The organism is Chelativorans multitrophicus (genome assembly GCF_011317445.1).
Lineage (GTDB): Bacteria > Pseudomonadota > Alphaproteobacteria > Rhizobiales > Rhizobiaceae > Chelativorans > Chelativorans multitrophicus.
This window is the reverse complement of sequence record NZ_JAAAPL010000004.1, coordinates 284,024-307,318: the sequence shown is the minus strand read 5'-3', so window position 1 is coordinate 307,318 and position 23,295 is coordinate 284,024. Positions and strand designations below refer to the sequence as shown.

At 61.7% G+C, this 23,295-nt stretch carries 21 protein-coding genes; 15 read left to right on the top strand and 6 right to left on the bottom strand.

Annotated features, from left to right (window positions below; translation table 11 throughout):
- The first annotated feature begins 176 nt into the window (after positions 1–176).
- The gene (locus GNP00_RS19560; protein ID WP_157037988.1) at positions 177–368 is read left to right on the top strand and encodes a hypothetical protein; all 192 of its coding nucleotides are present in this window, start codon (positions 177–179) and stop codon (positions 366–368) included.
- 59 nt (positions 369–427) lie between these two features.
- Here GNP00_RS19560 and GNP00_RS19555 read toward each other — a convergent pair whose 3' ends face one another.
- Positions 428–1,765: an aminotransferase-like domain-containing protein gene (locus GNP00_RS19555; protein WP_011579392.1), complete on the bottom strand. Its 1,338-nt coding sequence runs from the start codon at positions 1,763–1,765 to the stop codon at positions 428–430.
- Between the two features lie 101 nt (positions 1,766–1,866).
- Between GNP00_RS19555 and GNP00_RS19550 the strand changes: the two genes are divergently transcribed.
- The 10 genes from GNP00_RS19550 to GNP00_RS19510 all read left to right on the top strand — a co-directional run bounded on the left by GNP00_RS19550 (position 1,867) and on the right by GNP00_RS19510 (position 12,170).
- Positions 1,867–2,859 carry a substrate-binding domain-containing protein gene (locus tag GNP00_RS19550; protein ID WP_011579391.1) on the top strand — a complete coding sequence of 331 codons (993 nt, stop codon included), beginning with the start codon at positions 1,867–1,869 and terminating at the stop codon, positions 2,857–2,859.
- On the top strand, positions 2,856–3,647 hold the full coding sequence (locus tag GNP00_RS19545) for a deaminated glutathione amidase (protein WP_011579390.1): 792 nt from the start codon (positions 2,856–2,858) through the stop codon (positions 3,645–3,647). The genes GNP00_RS19550 and GNP00_RS19545 overlap by 4 nt, the downstream gene beginning before the upstream one ends.
- A gap of 31 nt (positions 3,648–3,678) precedes the next feature.
- On the top strand, positions 3,679–4,569 hold the full coding sequence (locus GNP00_RS19540) for an ABC transporter substrate-binding protein (RefSeq protein WP_011579389.1): 891 nt from the start codon (positions 3,679–3,681) through the stop codon (positions 4,567–4,569).
- Between the two features lies 1 nt (position 4,570).
- Positions 4,571–5,500 carry an amino acid ABC transporter permease gene (locus GNP00_RS19535; RefSeq protein WP_011579388.1) on the top strand — a complete coding sequence of 310 codons (930 nt, stop codon included), beginning with the start codon at positions 4,571–4,573 and terminating at the stop codon, positions 5,498–5,500.
- 2 nt (positions 5,501–5,502) lie between these two features.
- Positions 5,503–6,273, top strand: coding sequence for an amino acid ABC transporter ATP-binding protein (locus tag GNP00_RS19530; RefSeq protein WP_011579387.1), 771 nt, complete (start codon positions 5,503–5,505; stop codon positions 6,271–6,273).
- 322 nt (positions 6,274–6,595) lie between these two features.
- Positions 6,596–6,730, top strand: a complete 135-nt coding sequence (locus GNP00_RS23625) for a hypothetical protein (protein WP_281352089.1) — start codon at positions 6,596–6,598, stop codon at positions 6,728–6,730.
- Between the two features lie 85 nt (positions 6,731–6,815).
- Positions 6,816–8,417 (top strand): peptide ABC transporter substrate-binding protein, encoded by a 1,602-nt coding sequence (locus tag GNP00_RS19525; protein WP_011579386.1) that lies wholly within the window; start codon positions 6,816–6,818, stop codon positions 8,415–8,417.
- 64 nt (positions 8,418–8,481) lie between these two features.
- Positions 8,482–9,405 (top strand): oligopeptide ABC transporter permease OppB, encoded by a 924-nt coding sequence (oppB, locus tag GNP00_RS19520; RefSeq protein ID WP_011579385.1) that lies wholly within the window; start codon positions 8,482–8,484, stop codon positions 9,403–9,405.
- Entirely contained in the window at positions 9,398–10,537 is a 1,140-nt protein-coding gene (locus GNP00_RS19515) for an ABC transporter permease (RefSeq protein ID WP_011579384.1), read from the top strand. Before oppB ends, GNP00_RS19515 begins: the two co-directional genes overlap by 8 nt.
- Position 10,538: 1 nt before the next feature.
- Entirely contained in the window at positions 10,539–12,170 is a 1,632-nt protein-coding gene (locus GNP00_RS19510) for an ABC transporter ATP-binding protein (protein WP_011579383.1), read from the top strand.
- Positions 12,171–12,187: 17 nt separating this feature from the next.
- On the opposite strand, the gene dgcN is transcribed toward GNP00_RS19510, so the two are convergent.
- Complete coding sequence (gene dgcN / locus GNP00_RS19505) at positions 12,188–13,186, bottom strand: N-acetyltransferase DgcN (protein WP_011579382.1); 999 nt, start codon at positions 13,184–13,186, stop codon at positions 12,188–12,190.
- A 217-nt stretch (positions 13,187–13,403) separates the two neighbouring features.
- On the opposite strand from dgcN, the gene GNP00_RS19500 reads away from it, so the two are divergent.
- Entirely contained in the window at positions 13,404–14,429 is a 1,026-nt protein-coding gene (locus GNP00_RS19500) for a hypothetical protein (protein ID WP_011579381.1), read from the top strand.
- Positions 14,430–14,467: 38 nt separating this feature from the next.
- Here GNP00_RS19500 and GNP00_RS19495 read toward each other — a convergent pair whose 3' ends face one another.
- Entirely contained in the window at positions 14,468–16,078 is a 1,611-nt protein-coding gene (locus GNP00_RS19495) for a cisplatin damage response ATP-dependent DNA ligase (RefSeq protein WP_011579380.1), read from the bottom strand.
- On the bottom strand, positions 16,078–17,082 hold the full coding sequence (locus GNP00_RS19490) for a ligase-associated DNA damage response exonuclease (protein WP_166016240.1): 1,005 nt from the start codon (positions 17,080–17,082) through the stop codon (positions 16,078–16,080). The genes GNP00_RS19495 and GNP00_RS19490 overlap by 1 nt, the downstream gene beginning before the upstream one ends.
- 97 nt (positions 17,083–17,179) lie before the next feature.
- On the opposite strand from GNP00_RS19490, the gene GNP00_RS19485 reads away from it, so the two are divergent.
- From GNP00_RS19485 to pdeM, 3 genes are all read left to right on the top strand, one after another.
- Positions 17,180–18,154, top strand: a complete 975-nt coding sequence (locus GNP00_RS19485; protein ID WP_011579378.1) for a class I SAM-dependent methyltransferase — start codon at positions 17,180–17,182, stop codon at positions 18,152–18,154.
- A gap of 96 nt (positions 18,155–18,250) precedes the next feature.
- Complete coding sequence (locus GNP00_RS19480; protein WP_011579377.1) at positions 18,251–20,770, top strand: ligase-associated DNA damage response DEXH box helicase; 2,520 nt, start codon at positions 18,251–18,253, stop codon at positions 20,768–20,770.
- Positions 20,767–21,468, top strand: a complete 702-nt coding sequence (pdeM, locus tag GNP00_RS19475; RefSeq protein WP_011579376.1) for a ligase-associated DNA damage response endonuclease PdeM — start codon at positions 20,767–20,769, stop codon at positions 21,466–21,468. Before GNP00_RS19480 ends, pdeM begins: the two co-directional genes overlap by 4 nt.
- 4 nt (positions 21,469–21,472) lie before the next feature.
- On the opposite strand, the gene GNP00_RS19470 is transcribed toward pdeM, so the two are convergent.
- Positions 21,473–22,261 carry a TIGR02186 family protein gene (locus GNP00_RS19470; protein ID WP_011579375.1) on the bottom strand — a complete coding sequence of 263 codons (789 nt, stop codon included), beginning with the start codon at positions 22,259–22,261 and terminating at the stop codon, positions 21,473–21,475.
- On the bottom strand, positions 22,261–23,178 hold the full coding sequence (locus GNP00_RS19465; protein ID WP_011579374.1) for a TSUP family transporter: 918 nt from the start codon (positions 23,176–23,178) through the stop codon (positions 22,261–22,263). Before GNP00_RS19465 ends, GNP00_RS19470 begins: the two co-directional genes overlap by 1 nt.
- Positions 23,179–23,295: the final 117 nt, after the last annotated feature.

Here is a 23,295-nt window from a genome sequence, read left to right as displayed (position 1 = left end):
GGCTACAACTTCGGCCGCTTCTCCGACGACCTCCGCGACCTCACACTCGACGACCAGGGCGTCTTCCTCAACGTCGTCGGAAAATTCTGACCGAAAAATCAAATCCCCGCCGCGCGAATCCAAGCGGCGGGGAAAATTGGAGGTGATCGCGGGCAATCTCACGGGGCGGGATGAGAATGCAACCGACATGGAAATGTGACGGATGCGGCAAGGAGCAGCGGTTCAAGGCCAACCACCAGTTCCGCTGGGTCTTCCTGCACCGCGAGCACAACGGGCAGATGTGGATCCAGCTTTGCCCCTCCTGCCGCAGCCGGTTGGACCCGCAACTGTCTTCGATCTCCTCGAAAAGCACCGCGAGCCAGCGCTGATTATCACTCAAGCTATGAGGCTCTGCCGGTGCGCCCTCTGCAGCTGAAGCGCTAGACCGTCATAGCAGCTGTCCGGGAGACCGCGAGGCAAGGGCGATTGCGTGGCTGACTTCGTCATATTTCCGGTCGAGCATGCTTGTACCAATTCGGATGAAGCCGCCCCCGTCGAGAAAGCACTTTGCACCGGGCAGAACGGCGATTTTGTGTGCAGCCAGGGTGACCATCGCGTACGCCTCCGACGGCACTTCCAGCCAAATGCAGAGACCGTCCCCTCGAAAAGCTTCGATGCCGTGCTTTTCCAGCGCGTCGATCAGCGCGGTGCGGCGCTGTTTGTAGACCTCCCGGGCCATGTCAACCTCACGTGCGGTTCGTTCGCTCGACAGCAGTGAGGCGGCCACATTTTGCAGAAGCCGGCTGGTCCAGCCCGCGCTGAACAATCTGTAGGATTGGACCTTCTCCACGATCTCGTCTGGTGCCGACATAACCGCAAGACGCAGATCGGGACCGTAAGTCTTGGAAAAAGACTGCACGTGGATGACGCGTTCCGGAAAGCGCGACCCGAGGCTTTGGGATGGATAGGCCGATATGTCGCCAAGCCCGTCATCTTCCAGGATCAGCACATTGCTCGATGAAAGCAATTCACCAAGTGTGCCGAGCCGTTCGGGCGTGACATGCCGGCCTGTCACCGAATGCGTACGGGGTTGATAGACGAACAAAACCGGCTTGAGGCTGAGTGCTTCGCTGAGGCTCGCGGGCAATGGACCGTGATCGTCACATGCCACTGGAATGATCTTGGCGCCGGCGTCCTCGATGATGTCGAGCAGGCGAATCGCGGTAGGCTCCTCGCAAGCGACAAGGTCGCCTGGCTGCACCAGTGCATGCACTGTCGCATAGACGGCATTGTAGCCGCCATTGGTTGCGAGCAGTGCCTCATAGCCATAGGGCCAGCGAGCTCTCAGGGCCTCCTCGAGCGCGGGTTCGATCCGAGAGCGCTGATAGCTGTTGAGGGATGCGCTCTGCGCAGCGGTTCGCAGCGCCTCGGTCAGATCGGGGAGCAGAGCGGGATCGGGCACCGCGAAGCTAAGATCCAATGCATCGGAAGTGTAATGGCCCATACGGCCAGTACGCGCCGGTGCTTTGCCAATCGTCTTGCCGGTGATCAGCGTACCATTGCGTCCGCGCCCTGAGATCACCTTTTGCCTGCGCAATTCCGCCCATGCGCCTGACAGGGTAGCGGGACTGATACCGAGGAAGAAGGCCAACTCACGCAATGCCGGGAGGCGGGCGCCCACCGGGATCTTCCCGGTGCGAATTAGCCGCGCAGTTTCGACCGCAATGCCTTTGGCGTTGCGGCCTTCCAGCAGCTCCGCCAGCCACTTCGCTTCGATTCTCTGCATGCAGCCCTCCCAACAATTAAATGTTCAATAACATAATAACACTTGTGTCAAAGACTTGAACATTTAATTCTCCTCGCACTTCCAAAAACGGATGAGAGGTTATGCCGGTTCAATTGCGCATCGCCATGAGAGACTGGGACTTCCTGACGCCGATCCTGCTTGGGGATGTTTCCGATGAAAGGATCGATCTGACGCTGGAGCGTGTGGCGACGCTGCCCGGCAATCCATCGCAGGTGAATGACCTCGACGGGGCCGAGGTGTCGCTCAGCCGTTTTGTTCAGCAGCGGGTCGCCGGGCATACGGACGATATCGGCATTGCGAATTTCCCGATGCGGGCCTTCCGCCATCGCTGCATCATCACGCGCAAGTCCCACTCGGCGCGCAGCCTGACCGATCTGAAGGGTGGGTCCATAGGCGTGACCGGCTGGCAGGATTCCGGCAATATCTGGACGCGCCATGCGCTGCTTGACGCCGGTGTCCGGCTTGAAGATGTACGCTGGTTTGCGGGGCGCCTGACGGAAAAGCATCCCTCGATCGACAGGCTGGGACCGTTCGCGCAACCCGGCTGGATCGACGCGATCGATAACGACACACCGATGCTCGACCTTCTTCGATCAGGAGAACTCGACGCGGTCTTTACCCCTTTCATGCCGGAGGGCTTTTTCAGTCCTGGCTCCGAATTCCGGCCGGTTCTTGATGACATTCCCGCAGCCGAGGTTGCCTACTTCAAGAAACATGGCTTCGTGCCGGGCATTCACACCATGGCGCTGACGGCGGAGGTGGTCGACCGGCATGCGTGGCTTCCGCAGGCACTGAGCGATCTTCTGGACCGGGCGTGGGAATTCTGGGCGGCAAAGCGAATGCGCTATTCGGATACGTCGCCCTGGCTGTTCGATGAACATCTTCGTTCCCAGCGTCTCCTGCCAGCAGGCTGGCATCGCAGCGGCATCGACGAGAATCGGGCGATGATCGAAGCGTTCGTTGAAGCCGCTTACGACCAGAGGCTGATCCCGGCGCCCATTGCACCCGAGAACATCTTTGCATCGCCGGCAGAGCAGGCTGAAGCCAAAAACTACGAGGAAGACAAGGTATGAAGGTTGCGCTTGGCCAATTCGCGGCAGCGAACGAATGGCGTAGGAACGCGGAGACAGCCACCGCGATCATGGCGAAAGCCAAGAATGCAAAATGCGACCTTCTGGTTCTCCCTGAGGGTATCCTGGCGCGCGATATCACCGATCCCGACATCGTCCTCAAGGCCGCACAGCCCTTGGACGGTCCGTTCATGACGGAGATGCTGCGGGCCAGCGAAGGCTCTCAGATGACGACCATGTTCTGCATTCATGTGCCGATCGAGGGCGAGACGCGCGTGCATAATGTGCTGGTCGCATTGCGCGATGGCAAGATCATCGCCGCGTACAGAAAGCTGCATCTCTACGACGCCTTCGCCGCCCTGGAATCAACGCATGTCATGCCGGGCACGGCCATTCCGGATCTCGTGGAGGTGGCCGGCTTCAAGGTGGGGCTCATGACCTGCTACGATGTCCGCTTTCCCGAATTGGCGCGTCATCACGCCGTGGCTGGGGCCGACGTGCTTGCACTACCGGCGGCATGGGTCAGGGGCCCCGGCAAGGAACACCACTGGGAGACCCTCGTTACAGCGCGGGCGTTGGAGAACACCTGTTATGTAATTGCCGTTGGCGAATGTGGCCCGCGCAACATCGGTGCGAGCATGATTGTCGATCCGCTCGGCGTGGTGACGCATCGGGCCGGCGAAGACCCGACGCTGATATTTGCCGATATCGAGCGCGAGCGCCTTACCCACGCAAGAAGCGCCTTGCCAGTGCTTGCCAACCGCCAGTTCGCACAACCGCAACTGGCTTAATCGCTTCAGAGAGAGGAAAGGGAGGAGAATCATGTCAAATACCATGCTGAAATACGGCGTTGCCATACTCGTCGCTGGTTTCATGGCTGGTGCCGCACAGGCACAGGATGGCGAACTTCCCGCGCAGGAGATGAACAAGGAGCTGAATGCCCAATTGCCGGAGAAGATCCGCGAGAAGGGCTATATGACGGCCGTCAATTCCAGCTCATTTCCGCCCTATGAATTCATCGAGAGCGCTAACAAGGTGACCGGTGCATCCGCGGACATGGCCAATGCATTGGGGGGTATTCTCGGCATCGAGATCCGCCACGCCACGGTGGCTGGCTTACCGGCACTGCTGAGCGGCATCGGCGCCGGGCGCTACGAATTCTCCATGGGGCCGGTGGGCGATTTCGTGTCGCGGCGCGAAAATAACGATTTCGTCGACTGGGTGCAGGAGTATGTCGTTTTCGCCGTGCGTGCGGGCAATCCGACCGGCATTGAAGGGCTCGACACTGCATGCGGAAACCGGATTGCCGTGCAGGCCGGAGGCTCCGCTGAACGCGTGATTATCGAGCAGGCAGCGAAATGCGAAGCGGATGGCAAAGAGCCGCTTGAGGTGAAGACCTACGCTGACCAGCCGACGTCGATTCTCGCGGTTCGGTCCAATCGGGCGGATGCATTCTTCTCCTCGCAGGCGCCGTTGACCTATTTCGTGCAGCAGTCCGATGGAGAGCTGGAACTAGCCGGCGTTGGCAAGAGCAACGGCTTCAAGGACCTCTTTCAGGGCGCCGTCGTGCCGAGCGGTTCGCCGCTTGGACCAGTGCTCTTATCGGCCTTCGAGATTCTTCATGAGAACGGCACTTACGACACGATCATGAAGAAGTGGGGCCTTGAAAACAACATGCTAGCCAAACCCGGCATCAACCTGTCGACCTGGTAAGATGAACACCACGGCACAAGACATAAGCGCGTCGCCCGGACAAAGTGCTGCGCTGCGCGTTTCGAGGAATGTCGCCGACGCCTACAAGCCTTTCCCGATATGGCGGCTGGTGGCGTGGCTCGTTCTCGGCTGGATCGTTCTGGAAGCGGTCATGCTGGTCGGCCAGAATCCGAATTTCGGGTGGGCGACGGTCGGCGAGTACCTCTTCCACCAGAATATTCTGGATGGCCTCAAGATCACACTCGGTCTGAGCGTTGTCTCAATGGCGCTGGGCATCCTGTTCGGGCTGGTCATCGCCTTGATGCGCATGTCGCCGGACCGGCTTCTGTCCGGCTTTGCAGCCGGCTTCCTGTGGTTCTTTCGCGCCGTTCCGCTGCTTGTGCAACTGATCTTCTGGTACAACCTCTCGGCGCTCTTTCCAGAAGTGAAAATCTCGATACCGTTTGGTCCCGAGCTGGGAGCATGGGAGACGAACAGCTTGATTTCGCCGCTCACGGCGGCAATCATCGGCCTTGCGCTTCACGAGGCCGCCTACATGGCCGAGATCATTCGAGGCGGTCTGCTTTCGGTCGACCGCGGACAGATCGAAGCGACACAGGCATTCGGCATGTCCCGCGCGCGGGCCTTGCGTCGGGTTATCCTACCGCAGGCCATGCGATTCATCGTGCCGCCGTCGGGCAATCAGTTCATCTCCATGGTAAAGGCGACTTCGCTCGTCAGCGTCATCGCGATGTCCGATCTGCTCTACTCGGTGCAGGCCATCTACAATCGAACCTTCGAGGTCATTCCGCTGCTTCTGGTCGCCGCGGCCTGGTATCTTTTTATCGTTTCGCTTCTGAATGTAGGCCAGGAGTTTCTGGAGCGGCATTTCGGTCGCAGCGAACGCGGCGTGGTCGATGACGACGCTCTTTCCGAAGAGGCTGAGAGTTAAAAATGAGTTCCGACGAACCCATCGTTAGCGCCGTCGACGTTCACAAGTCCTTCGGCAACAACAAGGTCCTCAAGGGAATCAACATGGAGGTTTCCACCGGGGAGGTGGTAACGGTCCTCGGTCCTTCCGGTTCGGGAAAATCGACCTTCCTGCGTTGCATCAACCAATTGGAGGAGATCGACAGCGGGGCGATCTTTGTCGATGGCGAACAAATGGGCTTCGAGTTGCGAGGCGACCGGCTCTATCATCTGCCCGACAGCGCCGTGCGCCGCCAACGCCGCAAGATCGGCATGGTGTTTCAAAACTTCAACCTGTTTCCGCACATGACGGCGCTGCAGAACGTGGTGGAAGCGCCGATCGGCATTCACGGCCGCGACAAGACCGAGGCGCGCGAAGAAGCCATGGAATTGTTGCAGCGGATTGGATTGGCGGAGAAAGCGAATTCCTATCCGCGGCAGCTTTCCGGCGGCCAGCAGCAGCGCGTGGCTATCGCCAGAGCCTTGGCGATCAAGCCGCGGCTCCTGCTCTTTGACGAGCCGACATCGGCACTTGATCCGGAGCTTGTCGGTGAGGTTCTCACGACAATGCGGAATCTTGCCGAAGGTGGTTTGACGATGCTGGTCGTCACGCATGAAATTAGCTTCGCGCGCGAGGCGGCACATCGCGTGGTTTTCATGGATGGCGGCGTGGTAGTCGAAGACGGCAAGCCGGATGAGGTGCTGAACAATCCCCAGCAAGCACGCACGCGTCAGTTCCTCAATCGCTTTATCTAATTGCGACGGCGCATGACTGAAAGCTCCGGCGCGGGCGTCGTGGCATTGTGTCGGTCCGCCAGTGTTGCAAGTAAAAAGGTCGCGATCCTTAGCGTTCCCGCTGGAACGACTAGTATCAAAGTCAGATTAGTTCACAGGCACCGGGAACCGCGAAAGTTTATTTCGGAAAACAACGTCGATTCGATGCCTTCTTGCCAGCTTTACCGGCGCCTGAATTCCAATTGACAGTATGCGTTATTTCCATGCCTAATCTGGCCTCTTGGCTCATGGCGCGGGGGCCTGGCTCGCGCGCGAAGAACCGATGCGGAGGGTGGAGAAGGGCATGCAATTCGCCTTTTCGACCGATGAGAGCGGCGAAAGCGGCAGAGCTTTCCCGCAACATCCCTCCGCCGCGTCCTGTGGCGTCCTCTTCCTGACAAGCGACAACAACCTGCTGCCGCCAGGCGGTCAGACATAGCTGACGGAGGGAACGGTACCAAGCAGCCACAGGTGCGTTTAAGCAACAACAAAAACATGAACGCGAAAGATGATGGGAGCTTATCATGCTGAAAAGTGCGGGAATCCGGCCCCTGATGGCCGGCGCTCTGGTGATGGCCGGAGTGTTTTTCGGTGCAAGCACGGCGCTTGCCCAGGTCACCTATATCCGCGGCAATGACGCGAACCCCGAAACTTTGGACCAGCACAAGACTTCGACAATCGCCGAGGCGAACATCCTGCGCGACCTCTATGAGGGGCTGGTGATCTACAGCGCGAAGGCGGAGGTCATCCCCGGTGTCGCAGAAAGCTGGGAAACGTCCGATGACGGCCTAGTCTGGACATTCAAGCTGCGCGACGCGAATTGGTCGAACGGTGATCCGGTGACGGCGGAGGATTTCGTCTTCTCCTACCAGCGGATATTGAATCCGGAGACCGGCGCGAAATACGCCAACATGCTCTACGTCATCAAGAACGGCGAGAAAGTGAACAAGGGCGAGCTTGAGCCCGGCGAGCTAGGCGTGCGCGCAGTTGACGACAAGACGCTGGAGATCACGCTAGAGAACCCGACACCTTATTTCCTCCAGCTCCTCACCCACCAGACGAGCTATCCGGTGCACAAGGCGAGTGTCGAGGAACACGGCTCCGATTTCGTGAAGCCGGAGAATATGGTCACCAATGGACCCTACAAGCTCGTCTCCTTCGTACCCAACGACAAGGTGGTGCTGGAGAAAAATCCCGAGTTTCGCGAGGCGGACAAGGTTTCGATCGACCGCGTGGAATTCGTGCCCTTCGAGGAGCGTGCGACCTGCGTGCGCCGCTTCGAGGCGGGCGAGGTGCTGAGTTGCTCCGACCTGCCGGCAGAGCAGCTCCAGTCGCTCAAGGAACGGTTGGGCGAACAAGTGCATGTGGTGCCCTATCTCGGAACTTATTATTACGCGCTCAACAACAAGAGGGACGATCTGAAGGACCCGCGAGTCCGCCAGGCGCTTTCCATGATGGTCGACCGCGAGTTCATCGCCAACGAAATCTGGTCGGGCGCCATGCTGCCTGCCTACACCTTCGTGCCGCCTGGCATCGGCAATTACGAGGGTGGCGGGCCGAAGGTGGAATGGGCCGATCTTGACCCGCTCGACAAGGAAGACCAGGCGATCGCCCTCATGAAGGAGGCCGGCTACAGCCCCGATAATCCGCTGGAGCTGGAGATCTCGTATAGCGCGGGCGAAAACCACAAGAACACGGCGACGGCCATCGCCGACATGTGGAAACCGCTGGGCGTTAATGTGACCTTCAACGTCCGCGACGGCTCGGCGCATTATTCGCATCTGCGCGACAGCGACGATTATGAGGTGGCGCGCGCCGGCTGGATTGGCGACTTTTCAGACCCGGTAAATTTCCTTCAGCTCTGGGAAAGCGACAATACGGGCTTCAACTATTCCAAATACGAGAACCCCGAATACGACAAGCTGATGGACCAGGCGGCCGCCGAAAGCGACCTTGCAAAACGCGAGGAGATCCTGCGCCAGGCGGAAGCCCTTCTCGTGGAGGATGCCGCCGTTATCTCGATGCTCTATTATTCGTCCATGTCGCTCGTCTCGCCCAAGCTGAAGGGCTGGGAAGACAATATTCAGAACGCTCACGCCACGCGCTGGATGAGCATTTCCGAATAGTTCCTGCGTCCGCGGGGCCGCGCAGAAAAGCGCGCGGCTCCGGGACCCGACGAGAGCAACGGCGATGCTTGCCTATGTTTTGCGGCGCCTATTCGGCGCGATCCCGACGCTATTTGTCATCATCACGCTATCGTTCTTCCTGATGCGCATCGCGCCGGGCGGTCCATTCGACCGCGAGCGCGCGCTCGAAGCGAAAGTGCTGGAAAACCTGAACCGCGTCTTCCATCTCGATCGCCCCCTGTGGGAGCAATATCTTTACTATCTTGGCAACCTTGCGCGCGGCGACCTGGGACCGAGCTTCATCTACCGCGATTTCTCCGTGCAGCAGCTGCTCGGCAGCGGACTGCCGATCTCGATTCAGCTCGGCGCAAGTGCGCTATTGCTGGCGCTCCTGATTGGTTCGGTGCTTGGCACGATTGCGGCGCTGCGCCAGAACTCCTGGATCGACTACGGTGTGACGGCAGTCGCCACCTTCGGCATCACCGTACCGAATTTCGTGGTGGCGCCCCTCTTGTCGCTGATCTTTGGCGTGTGGCTCAGCCTGCTGCCGGCGGGCGGCTGGGGCAATGGCGGTCCCGCCAACATGCTCCTGCCGGTGATCACGCTGGCTCTCCCGCAAGTGGCGATCATTGCTCGCCTTATCCGCGGCTCGATGATCGAGGCGCTGCGCTCCGATCACGTCCGCACTGCGCGCGCCTATGGCCTGCCGGCGAGAATGGTTGTGATCGTCCACGCGATGCGCGCCGCCTGCCTGCCGGTGGTCTCCTATCTCGGCCCCGCCGCGGCTGCTCTTTTGACCGGCTCGGTTGTGGTGGAGACCATATTCGGACTTCCGGGCATCGGCCGCTATTTCGTGCAGGGCGCGCTCAATCGCGACTACACGCTGGTGATGGGAACCGTGATCATCATTGCCGTCTTCGTTGTGGTCTTCAATCTGATCGTCGATCTGCTTTACGCCGCCTTGGATCCGAGGGTGCGCTATGACTGATATCGCAACCAACACGCCCGAGCTTGCCGCCGGCACAGCGGTAAAGGGGCGATCCCTCTGGGCGACAGCGCTGATGCGGCTACGCCGCAACAAGGCTGCCATGGTGAGCCTTCTCATTCTCATACTGTATATTTTCGCCGGTATCTCTGGCCCAATGCTATCGCCGCATCACTACGCGACCGTCTATCCCGAGTATGTGCGAGTGCCGGCGAGCCTCGAGGCATATCCGCGTGCAGAAGAGATCATTCCGCAGGCGGAAAGCGTGCTCACCCGTACACGGCTCCAAATCGACGCGATTGAGGTCAACGGAAACACGCTGCACGTCGAGGCCTCGTCCGAGCGTGAGATCGATCCGCGTATGACCCGCTATCTGGAACGTTCCGACATCTTCTCCAATGTCCGGATTGTGGAAACGAGCGGCGACAGCCGCTCGGTCGTTATGGAGGCGGATGTGGAGCGGTTGCGTTTCCTCTTCGGGACCGATGCCAACGGAAGAGACCTGCTTGCCCGCATCCTGGTCTCCATCCGCATCTCGCTTATGATCGGCGCGCTGGCGACGGGCGTGGCGCTTATCATCGGCGTTGCCTGGGGGGCGACGGCAGGCTTTCTCGGAGGACGCGTCGACAATGTGATGATGCGCGTGGTGGATGTTTTATACGCCCTGCCCTTCACGTTCTTCGCGATTCTGCTCGTGGTCTTCTTCGGCCGAAACGTGGTGCTCATGTTCGTTGCCGTGGGAGCGGTGGAATGGCTCGACATGGCGCGCATCGTGCGCGGACAGACCATCTCGCTACGCAGGCGTGAATTCGTGCAGGCGGCCGAGGCGCTGGGAGTAAGCTCCGGCGGCATCCTGCGCCGGCATATCATTCCCAACACGCTCGGCCCCGTCATCATCTATATGACGTTGCTCATCCCGAAGGTGATCCTGCTAGAGAGCTTCCTCTCCTTCCTTGGCCTCGGAGTGCAGGAGCCGCTAACAAGTCTCGGCGTGCTGATCTCCGAGGGAGCCCGCAACATGCGCAGCGCGCCCTACATGCTGATCTACCCCTCGATCGCGCTGACGCTGCTCCTCTTCTCGCTTAACTTCCTGGGCGACGGCCTGCGCGATGCGCTCGACCCGAGGGACCGCTGATATGAGCGCCGAACGCATTTTCGATATCCGCAACCTCCATGTGACGTTCGATACGCCGGATGGCCGCATAAATGCCGTGCGCGGCGTCGACATGCATGTGAATGCAGGAGAAACCGTCGCTGTGGTGGGAGAATCGGGCTCTGGGAAGAGCCAGGTGATGATGGCGGCCATGGGCCTGCTCGCCTCCAACGGGCGCGCAGAGGGCGCTGTCTCCTATCGCGGGCAGGAGCTGATCGGGCTGCCGAAAAACAGGCTCAACCGCATCCGGGGCGCCAAGATCACCATGATCTTCCAGGAGCCCATGACCTCCCTCGATCCGCTCTACACGATCGAGCGGCAAATTTCCGAGCCGATCATGGTGCATGGGGGCCTCTCGCCTTCCGCAGCGCGCAGAAAAGCGTTGGAGCTCCTGAAGCTGGTGCACATTCCCGACCCCGAGCGGCGGCTTAAATCCTATCCGCACGAACTTTCAGGCGGACAGCGCCAACGCGTGATGATCGCCATGGCGCTGGCGAACGACCCTGATCTCCTGATCGCCGACGAGCCGACCACCGCCCTCGATGTGACCATCCAGGCGGAGATCCTACGGCTGCTGGCCGAGCTTCAGAAGAAGCTCGGCATGGCCATCCTCTTCATCACGCACGATCTCGGGATCGTCGAAGCCTTCGCCGACCGGGTTTATGTGATGCAAAGCGGTGAGGTGGTGGAGGAGGGAACGACCCGGCAGATCTTCACCCGCCCCGCCAAGGACTACACCAAGATGCTTCTCGCAGCCGAGCCGGAAGGATCCAAGCCGCCGGTTCAGGACGATTCTCCGGTCCTTCTCGATGCGAAGGGAGTGTCGGTGACCTTTACCGCCGGAGGCGGTTTCCTCTCGCGGTCCGCATTCGAGCTCAAGGCTGTGCAGGACGTGACGCTTTCACTGCGGGCAGGCCAGACAATCGGCATTGTGGGCGAATCGGGCTCGGGCAAATCGACGCTCGGCCGTGCGATCCTGCAGCTCCTGCCGTCGGACGGCCGCGTGGTCTACCAAAGCGTGCCGATCCAGGGTCTCGACCGGGCCGGGATGCGGCCCTACCGCAAGAACCTGCAAATGGTCTTCCAGGACCCCTATGGCAGCTTAAGCCCGCGGATGACGGTGGGGGAAATCGTCACAGAGGGCCTTCTGGTGCACGAACCGCAGCTTTCCGCGCGCGAGCGTGATGAAGCGGCGATCAAGGCGCTGAAGGAAGTCGGCCTCGACCCCATCGCGAGGAACCGATTCCCGCATGAATTTTCAGGCGGTCAGCGCCAGCGCATCGCCATCGCCCGCGCGGTGATCCTGAAGCCTACGGTCATCGTGCTCGATGAGCCCACCTCTGCGCTGGACCGCTCCATACAGAAGCAGATCATCAACCTGCTGCGGCAAATCCAGAAGAGCTACGGGCTTTCCTATATTTTCATCAGCCACGACTTGGCCGTGGTAAGGGCGCTTGCGGACTATACGATCGTGATGAGGACCGGCAGAGTGGTGGAGGAAGGACCGACGGAGGAGGTCTTCCGGACTCCTAAGAGCGATTACACCCGCGCGCTCATGCAGGCGGCCTTCAATCTCAAGGAGGTGCTGAGCCGGCAAGCGGTGGCGCCCGCATAGCGGGCGCCGGGAACGGGTCAGGCTTGCAACGCCTCCACCAGCCGGCCGGCGCCGTGGCGGAAGGGGTCTACCGTGGGAAGGCCCATCCGATCCTCGATCTCGCGCAGGCACTTCTCCGCGTCGGTATCCGAAAGCGCTGCCGTATTGACCGAAACACCGGTCACGCGTACATCTGGATTGACGATGCGCGCCGTTTCCAGCGCAAGGTTCCGCAGAGCCTCGAGCGTGGGAAGCTTGTAATGCGGCAGACCGCGCATATGCGTGCGGGTGGGCTCATGGCAGAGCACCAGCGCATCCGGCTGGCCGCCATGGACGAGCGCCATGGTGACGCCGGAGAAGGAGGGATGGAACAGGCTTCCCTGCCCTTCGATCAGGTCCCAATGGTCGGCATCGTTATCGGGCGTCAGCCATTCGACCGCGCCGGCCATGAAGTCCGCCACCACGGCATCGAGCGGAATGCCCGTGCCGGTGATGAGAATGCCAGTCTGGCCCGTGGCGCGGAAACTGGCCTTCATGCCACGGGCGCGCATGTCGCGCTCCATGGCAAGTGCGGTATACATCTTGCCCACTGAACAATCCGTGCCGACGGCGAGGCAGCGCTTGCCGCTACGCTTCCTTCCATCGGCGATCGGGTATTCATGCTGCGGCACGCGCACATCGAACAGCTTCGTGCCGGCGCGCTGCGCCGCTTGGACGAGCTCAGGCAGTGCCGCCAGCTGATTGTGCAGGCCGGAGGCGATGTCCATTCCGGCTTCCGCCGCGGCAATCAGCGTAGAAAGCCATGCCGGCGAGATGACGCCGCCGCGATTGGCTGCTCCAACCACCATGGTTTTCGCGCCGGAGATCCGGGCCTGTTCCACCGTCATCTCGGGCAGGCCGAGATCAGCCTTGCAGCCAGGAAGGCGCAGCTGGCCCAGGCAGAATTCCGGACGCCAATCCTTGATACCCTGGGCCACCTTGGCGGCGAGCTGATCCGGCGCATCGCCGAGGAAAAGGAGGTAGGGGGTCTTCAGCATAGCATGCTCCGTGAGGCAATAAGGCAGTGGGCAGTAAGGCAATAGGGGGACCAAAAAGGCAATAGCGCCAGTGGCGCTAAGGATCAGGATGCGGTTTGCTGATCTCCCTCGTCACCTTCCACCGCACCGCCCCTATTGCGCTACTGCCGCAATCTGCGTTGATTGCATCGGCGGGTAGGGTTAACCATGGGTTAACGACAATGCGAGGGAACCGGATTTGGAAGTCGTAAAAAAGGCGATCAGAACCGCCCTGGAAAAGGGCGACGCGAACGACCGCGCTTTTCGCGAGAAGGTGTACCGGCAGGCCTTTGCCGCCCTCGAGCGTTCGTTCCAGGCGCGCCGTGACCTGCCGGAGGAGGACATGCACCGCCGCCGCGAGCAGATGAAGGCGGCGATCATTGATGTGGAGCGAGAATATGTCGCGGCGGAGTCGAACCAGACGCAGCCATTCCCGACGGCGCCCTCCCCCACCGACCGGCCTTCAGGCCAGACGCCGGAAGAGGCGGTATTTGAACCCGACTTCGTGCCCCGTATCGAGCGCGAGGAGCGACTGGAGAGACGCGGCGGCACAAGACCAGACTATTCTCCGCTCAATGAAGTGCGAACGCCTGTTGCCGGCGAGCGGAAGAGGCGGCGCCCGCTCGCTTTTTCTTTGTTCATCCTCGTCCTGCTGGCGATGATCATGCTTGGCCTCTGGTGGACCATAGGCGGGATCCCAACGCCCCCCACTGCGTCAGGCGACGATACGGCAAGCTTCGGGGAAAACAGCAATGCGCCGCCCCGTCTTGCCAAAAGCTCCGCGGAAGATCAGGATTGGATCACAATTTTCTCTCCCGCCGACCCGACCACGGTGGAAGCACCGGCAGGCGGCAGCGCGGAAGCGTTGCAGCAGGGCGAGGAAGCCTATCTCCAGATCGGCGCGGAAAATCCGGGGACGGCAATTGGCTTCGATATCGGGCAGGGAGTGCTGGAGCAACTTGCCGGAAAACGTGCCGTCTTCAGCTTGAACGCGCAGGCGGCGGAAGGCGAGACGGAAATCTCCATTTCCTGCGATTTCGGCCCATTGGGCGGCTGTGGACGAACGCGCTATCAGGTCGGGAATACTTCCTCCGAATACCTTTTCGAAGTCGAGTTGCCGGACCAGCAGCCAAGCGGCGGCGGCCGGATTTCGATTTCGCCGGATGTCAGTGGGCAACGCAGGATGTTGAATGTTTTCTCATTAAGGGTGCGGGAAGCGGAGTAAAAAGCGAGTAGCGAATGGAATGAAAGGAGCGGAGGTCATCAAGCACCTGCGCCCTTTGGTATCATCGCCTCCAGCGTTTCGATCCGGTCCGCCTCTCGGCTCGGCTTATCCCAGCGCAGGCGCGAAATGCGCGGGAACCGCATGGCTATGCCGGATTTGTGCCGCGTGGAACGGGCAAGGCCTTCGAAGGCCACTTCGAGCACGAGCCCATGATTGCGGTCCGCGCGCACCGCGCGCACGGGGCCGAAACGCTCTGTCGTGTTATCCCGCACGTATTTGTCAATCTGCTTCAGCTCCTCGTCGGTGAAGCCGAAATAGGCTTTTCCCACCGGCACCAGCATCGGCTCCTCCTCCGGTCCGGCCCATACCCCGAACGTATAGTCGGAGTAAAAGCTTGACCGCTTGCCATGGCCGCGCTGGGCATACATCAAAACCGCGTCCACCGTGAAAGGATCGCGCTTCCACTTGAACCAAGGTCCTTTCGGACGGCCCGGCAGATAATGTGAATCCCTGCGCTTCAGCATCACCCCTTCGATAATGGGATGCGGCGGGTTGCAGCGTTTGTCGTCAAGATCCTCCCAGGTCTCGAAGGAAATTGCGGGCGAGAGGTCGAAGCGATCAGGTGGAAGCGTGGTCAGGAACTCTTTCAGAAGCTCGCGGCGCTCCGCATAGGCCAGCGGCCGCGTATCGCGCCCGCCGAGCGACAGGACATCATAGCAGCGCATGAAAACCGGATAGTCCCTGAGCATCTTCTGCGAGACGCTCTTGCGGTTCAGCCTCTGCTGCAGGTCAGAAAAAGTGCCGGTCCTCTCGCGCGGGTCGCCCACCAGAAGCTCGCCGTCGAGGGCTGCTTCAAAATCCATGGCCTCAGCAAGGTCGGGAAAGGCGCCGGAAATATCGTCGCCCGTGCGGGAATAGAGCCTGCGCACGCCATCTTCAGCCACGGCTTGCACGCGAATGCCGTCCCACTTCCATTCGGCGGCATAGTCCGCAGGCTTAAGATTGGCAAAGTCCGCCTCCTCGATCGCATGTGCCAGCATGACGGGCCGGAACGGCGCCTTGGCGGCATTTTCCGGCTTGGGCCCTCGCTTTTCCAGCCAGGCGAACAGTTCGGTATAGGGCGGCCAGAGCCCGTGCCAGAGTTCTTCGATCTCCTGCACATCCACCTGGCCGAAATCGGCGAGCGCCTGCTTTGTGAGCCTCGCGGAGACGCCGACGCGCAGGCCGCCCGTGGCAAGCTTGATCGCGGCGAAGCGGCCGGAGGGAGAAAGCTGGTCGAGGAGCCGGGCCACCACCGCCGGCGCATCGGAGCGGCTTGCCTGCGCTAGCCGCTCCACCACTTCCGAGAGCGACGGCGCCTCCGCCTCCTCGTTTTCGCCCGCCGGCCAGATGAGCGAGACGGTTTCGGCAAGATCGCCCACATAGTCATAGGAATAGCCGAAAAGCACAGGGTCGACCCGCTCCATCACCAGCATGCGCAGCATGGCCGGCTTCACCGCGGGAAAGCCGATGCCCCCGGTGAGTGCAGCGAGCCCATAGCCGCGGTCGGGGTCGGGCACGGTTGCGAAATAGTCGGTCAGGAGCCGCAGCTTGCCGTTTCGCGATGGCGTCAGCACCAGCCGGTCGAGGAGTTCGGCGAAGCGTTCCACTATTCCGTCTCGTCCTCGTAGCCCGCAAGATGCAAGGGTTTCGCCGCGATGCCATTGATCTCGCACCAGCGAACAAGCGCCTCCTCGCGACCATGCGTCACCCATACCTCGCCGGCGCCCGTTTCGCGGATCGTCTGCGTCAGCTCTTCCCAGTCGGCATGGTCGGAGATGATGAGCGGCAGTTCCACTCCCCTCTGGCGCACGCGCTGGCGGATGCGCATCCAGCCGGAGGCGAAACAGGCGAGCGGATCGGCGAAGCGGCGAGACCAGCGGTCGTCGATCGCGGCCGGAGGCGCCACGACAATCGAGCCCACGGGGGGTGCCGCGCCGCGCTCTTCCATCGTCGCAGGCTCCAGAATGCCGAGCGGCACGCCGGCACTCTCGTAATATCCGCAGAGCTTGGAAAGCGCGCCGTGAATGTAGATGGGTTCGTTGTATCCTGCCTCGCGCAGCAGCGCGATCACGCGTTGCGCCTTGCCCAGCGTATAGGCACCTACGATGTGCGTACGCTCGGGAAATTGCCTGACCGATTTCAGCAAATGCCCGATCTCGTGCGATGCCTGCGGATGGGTGAAGACCGGCAGCGCGAAGGTGGCTTCGGTAATAAAGATGTCGCAGGGGATAGGCTCGAAGGAAGTGCAGGTGGGATCGGGGCTTCGCTTGTAATCGCCGGAGGCTACGATGCGCGTGCCGTTGGCCTCCACGCAGATCTGCGCCGAGCCCAACACGTGGCCGGCTGGGTGGAAGGTCACCGCCACGCCGCCGATCGTCACGGTCTCGCCTAGCCCTATCTCCTGCGTGGAGCCGGCGAAGCCCGGACCATAGCGCAGCGCCATGATGTCCAGCGTCTCTCGGGTGGCAAGCACCGCGCCGTGGCCCGCCCGCGCGTGGTCGGAATGGCCGTGAGTGATCAGCGCGCGCTCTACCGGTCTCACCGGATCGATAAAAAAGCCTCCCTCGGGACAGCAGAGGCCTTGCGGTTGGGAGCGAAGAAGCGGAGCCATGCCGTGAAGATAGGCGTTTTTGCGCCGAACAAAAGGCGCTTGCAAATGCCGCATTTCTCCAGCATAAGCCGCGCGCTTCCTCCCGGAACCCCTCTGCATGATCCCCCTTTCCTTCTCTTCGGGCAATCTGCTGGCCGACCGACGCGCCGACTATGCCGAAATGCTTTTCGAAACCGGCGAGCACAAGGCGGCCGCTGAGCTTATAGGTGAAGCGCTCGCGCTCGCGCCCGAATGGGTGGCGGGCCATTTCCGGCACGGCGAGATGCTGGAGCAGGCTGGTGAACTTGCCGCCGCCATCGAGGCTTGGCGCAAGGTGCTGCGACTCGATCCGGAAGACCGGCTGGGCGCTGGGCTGAAGCTGGAGTTGCATGGCGCGCTGGCGGGCCTGCAGGCCGCTCCCAGCGCATTCGTGGAGACGCTTTTCGATCAGTATGCGGAGAATTTCGACGAGGCGCTGGTCGAAAAGCTTGCCTATCGCGTGCCCGAACTGCTCTGGCAGGCCCTGAAAAACTTCGGACGCGAGCGCTTTGCCCATGCGGTAGATCTCGGCTGCGGAACCGGCCTGATGGGCGAGCGGCTGAGGATTGCCGCAAGCTTTCTCGAAGGCATAGACATTTCCGGCGAGATGCTGAAGCGGGCAGAGGCCAAGCGCATCTATGATCGCCTTTCGCGCGAAGACCTGCTGACGCTCGGCGCTCTGCCGCGCGAAGCCGATCTCGTCACGGCGGCGGATGTGTTCATGTATGTGGGGGCCTTGGCCCCCATTGTTGATTTGGTGGCCGCGAGCCTGCAGCCGGGAGCGGTCTTCGCCTTCTCGGTCGAAACCCATGAAGCGCCGGAGGAGATGGTGCTGCGCCCTTCGCGCCGCTACGCCCATTCACCAGCTCATGTCCAGGCGCTGCTTGCCGCTGCCGGCTTCGACATTGCCTCCTTCGAACCCGCCACGATCCGTATGGATCGCGGCGAGCCGGTGCGAGGGCTCATCGTGGTGGCGGTGCGGGCGGGAGCGGCTGCGGTGGCGGGTGATGTCGTGATGCTTGAAGAAGCAGCCGAGCGGACTGAGTCGCAGTAGACGGAAAGGTCAGCTCTGGCCTGCCGGCCCAACGCCGTAGAAAAGGAAGATGCCCCCACTTGGCCGCCGATCTGTTCTGCATTAGTTCTAATTGCCTTGGAACAGACGGATCTCATCGACGGCGACCGCGCCGCCCTCCTCCCCGCGCCTTTCCGCGAATGGTTCGCCGCGCGCGGATGGTCGCCGCGCCCGCATCAACTTGAGCTTCTACGCCGTACGCGTGAAGGTTGCTCGGTGCTGCTCATCGCGCCAACGGGGGCAGGCAAAACGCTTGCAGGCTTCCTGCCCTCGCTCGCCGATCTCGCCCTAAGGCCAAAGCGCAAGCCGGGTGAAGCGCATCGCGGCATCCACACGCTTTATATCTCACCGCTGAAGGCGCTCGCCGTCGATATCCAACGCAACCTGATGAAACCGGTGGAGGAGATCGGCCTCGATATCCGCATCGAGACACGCACCGGCGACACGCCTGCGTACAAGCGCCAGCGCCAGAAATATGCTCCGCCGGACATCCTGCTGACGACGCCGGAGCAACTTGCCCTGCTGATCGCGTCGGCGGATGCCGACCGCTTCTTTGCCGGCTTGCGCTTTATCGTGCTGGATGAGCTGCACTCGCTCGTCACCTCAAAGCGCGGGCACCTTTTGTCGCTGGGCCTCGCCAGAGTGCGGCGGCTGGCTCGCGGAACGACAGGCATCGGCCTTTCGGCCACGGTGGCGGAGCCGGACGCGCTACGCCGATGGCTCGTGGACCAGACTCCGCCGGGGGCCATGGCCGACATCGTCACAGTGGCGGGCGGTGCCAAGCCCGAAATCACGATCCTCGATACGGACGAGCGCGTGCCTTGGTCCGGGCATTCGGCGCGCTATGCCATTCCCTCGATCTACCAGGCCATCAAACGACACAAGACGACGCTGCTCTTTGTCAATACGCGCAGCCAGGCCGAGCTTCTCTTCCGTGAGCTCTGGCATATCAACGAGGATAACCTGCCGATCGCGCTCCATCACGGCTCTCTGGACGTGGCACAGCGGCGTCGCGTGGAGAAGGCGATGGAGACGAACAGCCTGCGCGCGATCGTGGCCACCTCCACACTCGACCTCGGCATCGACTGGGGCGACGTGGACCTTGTCGTGCATGTAGGCGCGCCAAAAGGGGCGAGCCGGCTTGCCCAGCGCATCGGGCGTTCCAACCACCGCATGGATGAGCCGAGCCAGGCGATCCTCGTGCCCGCTAACCGCTTCGAGGTGATGGAGTGCCGGGCGGCGCTCGAGGCCAACTATCTCGGCGCGCAGGATACGCCCCCCTTAGGCGAAGGGTCTCTCGACGTGCTGGCACAGCATGTGCTGGGCCGCGCCTGCGCCGGCCCCTTCGACGAGGACGAATTTTACGACGAGATTCGCAGCGCCGCACCCTATTCCACGCTCGACCGCGCCACCTTCGGCCGCGTCGTCGAATTCGTTGCGACCGGCGGTTACGCGCTGAAAAGTTACGAACGCTATGCCCGCATCCGCAGGATGAAAGAGGGCCGCTGGCGCATCTCCCATCCCAATGTCGCCCAGCAATATCGGCTCAATGTGGGTACGATCGTCGAGGCGCCGATGCTCAATGTAAGGCTCACGCGCAGGCAGGGCGCGGGCGGCAGCGTACGCGGCGGCCTGCTGCTCGGCCAAGTGGAGGAATATTTCCTGGAGACGCTCGCGCCGGGCGACACATTCACATTCTCCGGCCGCGTTGTGCGGTTCGAGGGCATTCGCGAGAACGAGGCCTTCGTCACCAACGCCGCGGACCAGGACGCAATGGTGCCCTCCTATGCCGGCGGCAAATTTCCGCTCTCCACCTACCTGGCCGCCGAGGTGCGCGCGATTCTGGCCGACCCCGCCCGGTGGAAGGCGCTGCCCGACCAGGTCTCAGACTGGCTTAGGATCCAGCAGGAAAACTCCGTGCTGCCGCGCAAGGAGGATCTCCTGGTCGAGACCTTCCCGCGCGGCGATCGCTTCTACATGGTGGCCTATCCATTCGAGGGCAGGCTTGCGCACCAGACGCTGGGCATGCTGCTCACGCGCAGGCTGGAGCGCTTCGGCGCGAGGCCGCTCGGCTTCGTGGCGACGGACTATTCTCTTGCCATCTGGGCGCTGGAGGACATGGGATACATGATCCGCCGCGGCCACATTTCTCTCGGCCGGCTCTTCGACGAGGACATGCTGGGGGAGGATCTCGAAAGCTGGCTCGCCGACAGCTGGCTCTTGAAGCGCACCTTCCGCAATTGTGCAGTCATCTCCGGCCTGGTGGAGCGGAACCATCCCGGTAAGGAGAAGACGGGGCGGCAGGTCACGGTTTCCGCCGACCTTATTTACGACGTTTTGCGCACCCATGAGCCCGATCACATCCTGCTTCAGGCCACATGGCATGATGCGGCGACAGGCTTGCTCGACATCGGGCGCCTCGGCGAGATGCTGTCGCGCATCCGCGGCCGAATCATGCATAAGGATCTGGAGAGGATTTCGCCGCTGGCGGTACCTGTAATGCTGGAAATCGGCAGGGAGCAGGTTCCCGGCAGCGCGCATGAATCATTGCTGGGCGAGGCTGCGGAAAGCCTGATCAAGGAGGCCATGGGCGGATGAATGTGGCACAGGGGATCGCGTGGGAGGCGGTGGGAATCGCCATCGCCGGCGAGCGCGCGGTCTGCGATCCCTCCGGCACGCTTTATCTTCCTGCCGATCGGCTGCTCATCGTCTCAGACCTGCATCTGGAGAAGGGCTCGTCCTATGCCCGCCGCGGCAGCTTTCTGCCGCCTTACGACACGCTCGCCACGCTCAAGCGCCTTGCCGCCGTCATCGCGCGCTGGCAACCTTGCGCAGTCATCAGCCTGGGCGACAGTTTTCACGACGCGGGCGGCTCGGGCCGCATGCCGGCGGCCTTCCGCGAGCATCTGCTGAGCCTGATGGCGGGGCGCGACTGGTATTGGATTGCGGGAAACCACGATCCCGTCCCGCCGGAAGGCCTTCCCGGCCATTGGGTAAGCGAGCTGGCGCTGGGCAGCCTGGTCTTGCGTCACGAACCGGCGCAGGGTGCCGCGGGCGAGATTGCCGGGCATCTCCACCCCGGAGCACGCATTGTGCAGCGCGGGCGCTCCGTGCGCCGCGCATGCTTTGCCTGCGACGGCCTGCGCATGGTGATGCCTGCCTTCGGGAGCCTCACCGGCAGCTTGAATGTGCTAGACCGCGCCTTTGCGGGCTTGTTCAGCCGTGAAACGCTGACGGCCTACATGCTGGGCCGTGACCGGGTGTATCCCATCGCAGGCGCATTGCTGAGAAGTTGACCGCTTAATCCCTTCTGAACACCAGCCTGCCGATCCAGCCGGTGATCATCGCAAGCAGAACGGCAAAAAGGCCGTAAGGCAGGCTCCGCTGCTGGGCGAATTCGAAAATCTGCTGCTCGACGCCAGCCTTTCGGATGCTGAGAGGCGCGGAGGTTTCCCGAAGAAATGCCCCATTTCGGAATAGGAAGGCGCGGGCCTTGTGCGTTCCGACCGGCACGTGCGGCGCGAGATAGAGCGTTGCGCGAAACAGCGTGCGCGAGAGGAACTGCACCCCACCGACATTCTCCACGTAAAGGGCAGCCGCCTCCTTCTGTTGGCGAAGCGCTTCGGTGAATTCCTCTATCGTTATGGGGCTGTCGCTCTCATCAAGCGGGCGTATGTTGATATTGTCGACGCCGAGCGCCAGCCGTTTGTAGCTCGCGGGGTCTGTAATATCCTGCGGGGGACGCGTCGTGGCTACCGAATAAGAAGCAGGCACATCCCGGAACGCCACCAATTCGGTATTAATCCACATACCGAGCACGCGCGTCTTCTTACGCACCACCGTAGTGCGCGGCGGCCCCTCGAGAACCACGATCACGTCATATCGTCCCTGCCGGCTCACCAGCGGGTCGGCGTTATCGAGCGCGCCGAAGATGGTGAGATTGGTGCCGGAGAAGTCTGACGTGATGGCCACGCTGTCTGTGGAAAGCCCGATCTGAATCCCTTCCGGCTGGGGTTCCTCCTGCTGCGCGAATGCTTGGCCACCCAAGCAAAGCCCGACGATAAGGACGGCAACGCGGGGAGAAGGCATCAGACTCCTCCCGCGAGCGAAAAGACGCTGGACGGCCGCACGAAAAGATCGAATGCGAGCCTGATCGCGACCGCAAGGACCAGGAGGGCGAGCAATGCCCGGAGCTGTTCGCCGCGCAGCTTTTGGCCAACCCGCGTGCCGTATTGCGCGCCCGCGACCCCGCCTACCATGAGCAGGAAGGCAAGCACGACGTCCACCGTTTGGTTCGTATACGCGTGTGAAACGGTGGTGAATGCCGCGACGAAGATGATCTGGAAAAGCGACGTTCCCACGACCACGTTGGTCGGCACCTTGAGCAGGTAAATCATGGCAGGCACCATGATGAAGCCGCCACCAACGCCCATCAACGACGCGAGAAATCCGATCATTGCGCCAAGCGCCAAAATCGGAATCACGCTGACAAACAGTTTTGACGCGCGGAAGCGCATCTTGAGCGGCAGGCGGTGGATCCAATTGTGCTGGCCCGGACGCCGGAGCGACGCCGCCTGGCCTGCGCGCGAGCGTTGGATCGCACGCACGCTTTCAACCAGCATAAGCCCGCCGACGGAGCCCAGCAGCACCACATAAAGCAGCGATACGGTGAGGTCGAGCAACCCGAGCTGCCGCAGATAGGCGAAGACATAGATGCCAGCGGCGGAGCCAATGATGCCGCCCACCAGCAGCACCAGCCCAAGCTTCACGTCCAAAGTGCCACGCTTTAGGTGGCTAAGCGTTCCGGAAAAGGACGAGGCGATGACCTGATTTGCGCCGGTGGCCACGGCAATGGCTGGCGGCACATTGTAGAAGATGAGCAATGGAGTGATCAGAAAGCCGCCGCCGACCCCGAACATGCCCGAGAGGAAGCCAACGGCACCTCCCATGGCGAGCAGGACCAACATGTTAACGGACATTTCCGCGATCGGGAGATAAATGCCCACCCGCGACACCAATAAAAGCAAAAGGCACGATAAGCGACGGGACCGCCGCGCATGATCAATCGACTGTTTCGTTCTTGCGCCCACAATCGAGCGAAGTCAAACGCACAGATCAGAAAA

Coding starts and splice junctions, on each gene's coding strand:
- GNP00_RS19560 (WP_157037988.1), top strand. CDS start 177: ATGCAACCGACATGGAAATGTGACGGATGCGGCAAGGAGCAGCGGTTC.
- GNP00_RS19555 (WP_011579392.1), bottom strand. CDS start 1,765: ATGCAGAGAATCGAAGCGAAGTGGCTGGCGGAGCTGCTGGAAGGCCGC.
- GNP00_RS19550 (WP_011579391.1), top strand. CDS start 1,867: ATGCCGGTTCAATTGCGCATCGCCATGAGAGACTGGGACTTCCTGACG.
- GNP00_RS19545 (WP_011579390.1), top strand. CDS start 2,856: ATGAAGGTTGCGCTTGGCCAATTCGCGGCAGCGAACGAATGGCGTAGG.
- GNP00_RS19540 (WP_011579389.1), top strand. CDS start 3,679: ATGTCAAATACCATGCTGAAATACGGCGTTGCCATACTCGTCGCTGGT.
- GNP00_RS19535 (WP_011579388.1), top strand. CDS start 4,571: ATGAACACCACGGCACAAGACATAAGCGCGTCGCCCGGACAAAGTGCT.
- GNP00_RS19530 (WP_011579387.1), top strand. CDS start 5,503: ATGAGTTCCGACGAACCCATCGTTAGCGCCGTCGACGTTCACAAGTCC.
- GNP00_RS23625 (WP_281352089.1), top strand. CDS start 6,596: ATGCAATTCGCCTTTTCGACCGATGAGAGCGGCGAAAGCGGCAGAGCT.
- GNP00_RS19525 (WP_011579386.1), top strand. CDS start 6,816: ATGCTGAAAAGTGCGGGAATCCGGCCCCTGATGGCCGGCGCTCTGGTG.
- oppB (WP_011579385.1), top strand. CDS start 8,482: ATGCTTGCCTATGTTTTGCGGCGCCTATTCGGCGCGATCCCGACGCTA.
- GNP00_RS19515 (WP_011579384.1), top strand. CDS start 9,398: ATGACTGATATCGCAACCAACACGCCCGAGCTTGCCGCCGGCACAGCG.
- GNP00_RS19510 (WP_011579383.1), top strand. CDS start 10,539: ATGAGCGCCGAACGCATTTTCGATATCCGCAACCTCCATGTGACGTTC.
- dgcN (WP_011579382.1), bottom strand. CDS start 13,186: ATGCTGAAGACCCCCTACCTCCTTTTCCTCGGCGATGCGCCGGATCAG.
- GNP00_RS19490 (WP_166016240.1), bottom strand. CDS start 17,082: ATGGCTCCGCTTCTTCGCTCCCAACCGCAAGGCCTCTGCTGTCCCGAG.
- GNP00_RS19485 (WP_011579378.1), top strand. CDS start 17,180: ATGATCCCCCTTTCCTTCTCTTCGGGCAATCTGCTGGCCGACCGACGC.
- pdeM (WP_011579376.1), top strand. CDS start 20,767: ATGAATGTGGCACAGGGGATCGCGTGGGAGGCGGTGGGAATCGCCATC.
- GNP00_RS19470 (WP_011579375.1), bottom strand. CDS start 22,261: ATGCCTTCTCCCCGCGTTGCCGTCCTTATCGTCGGGCTTTGCTTGGGT.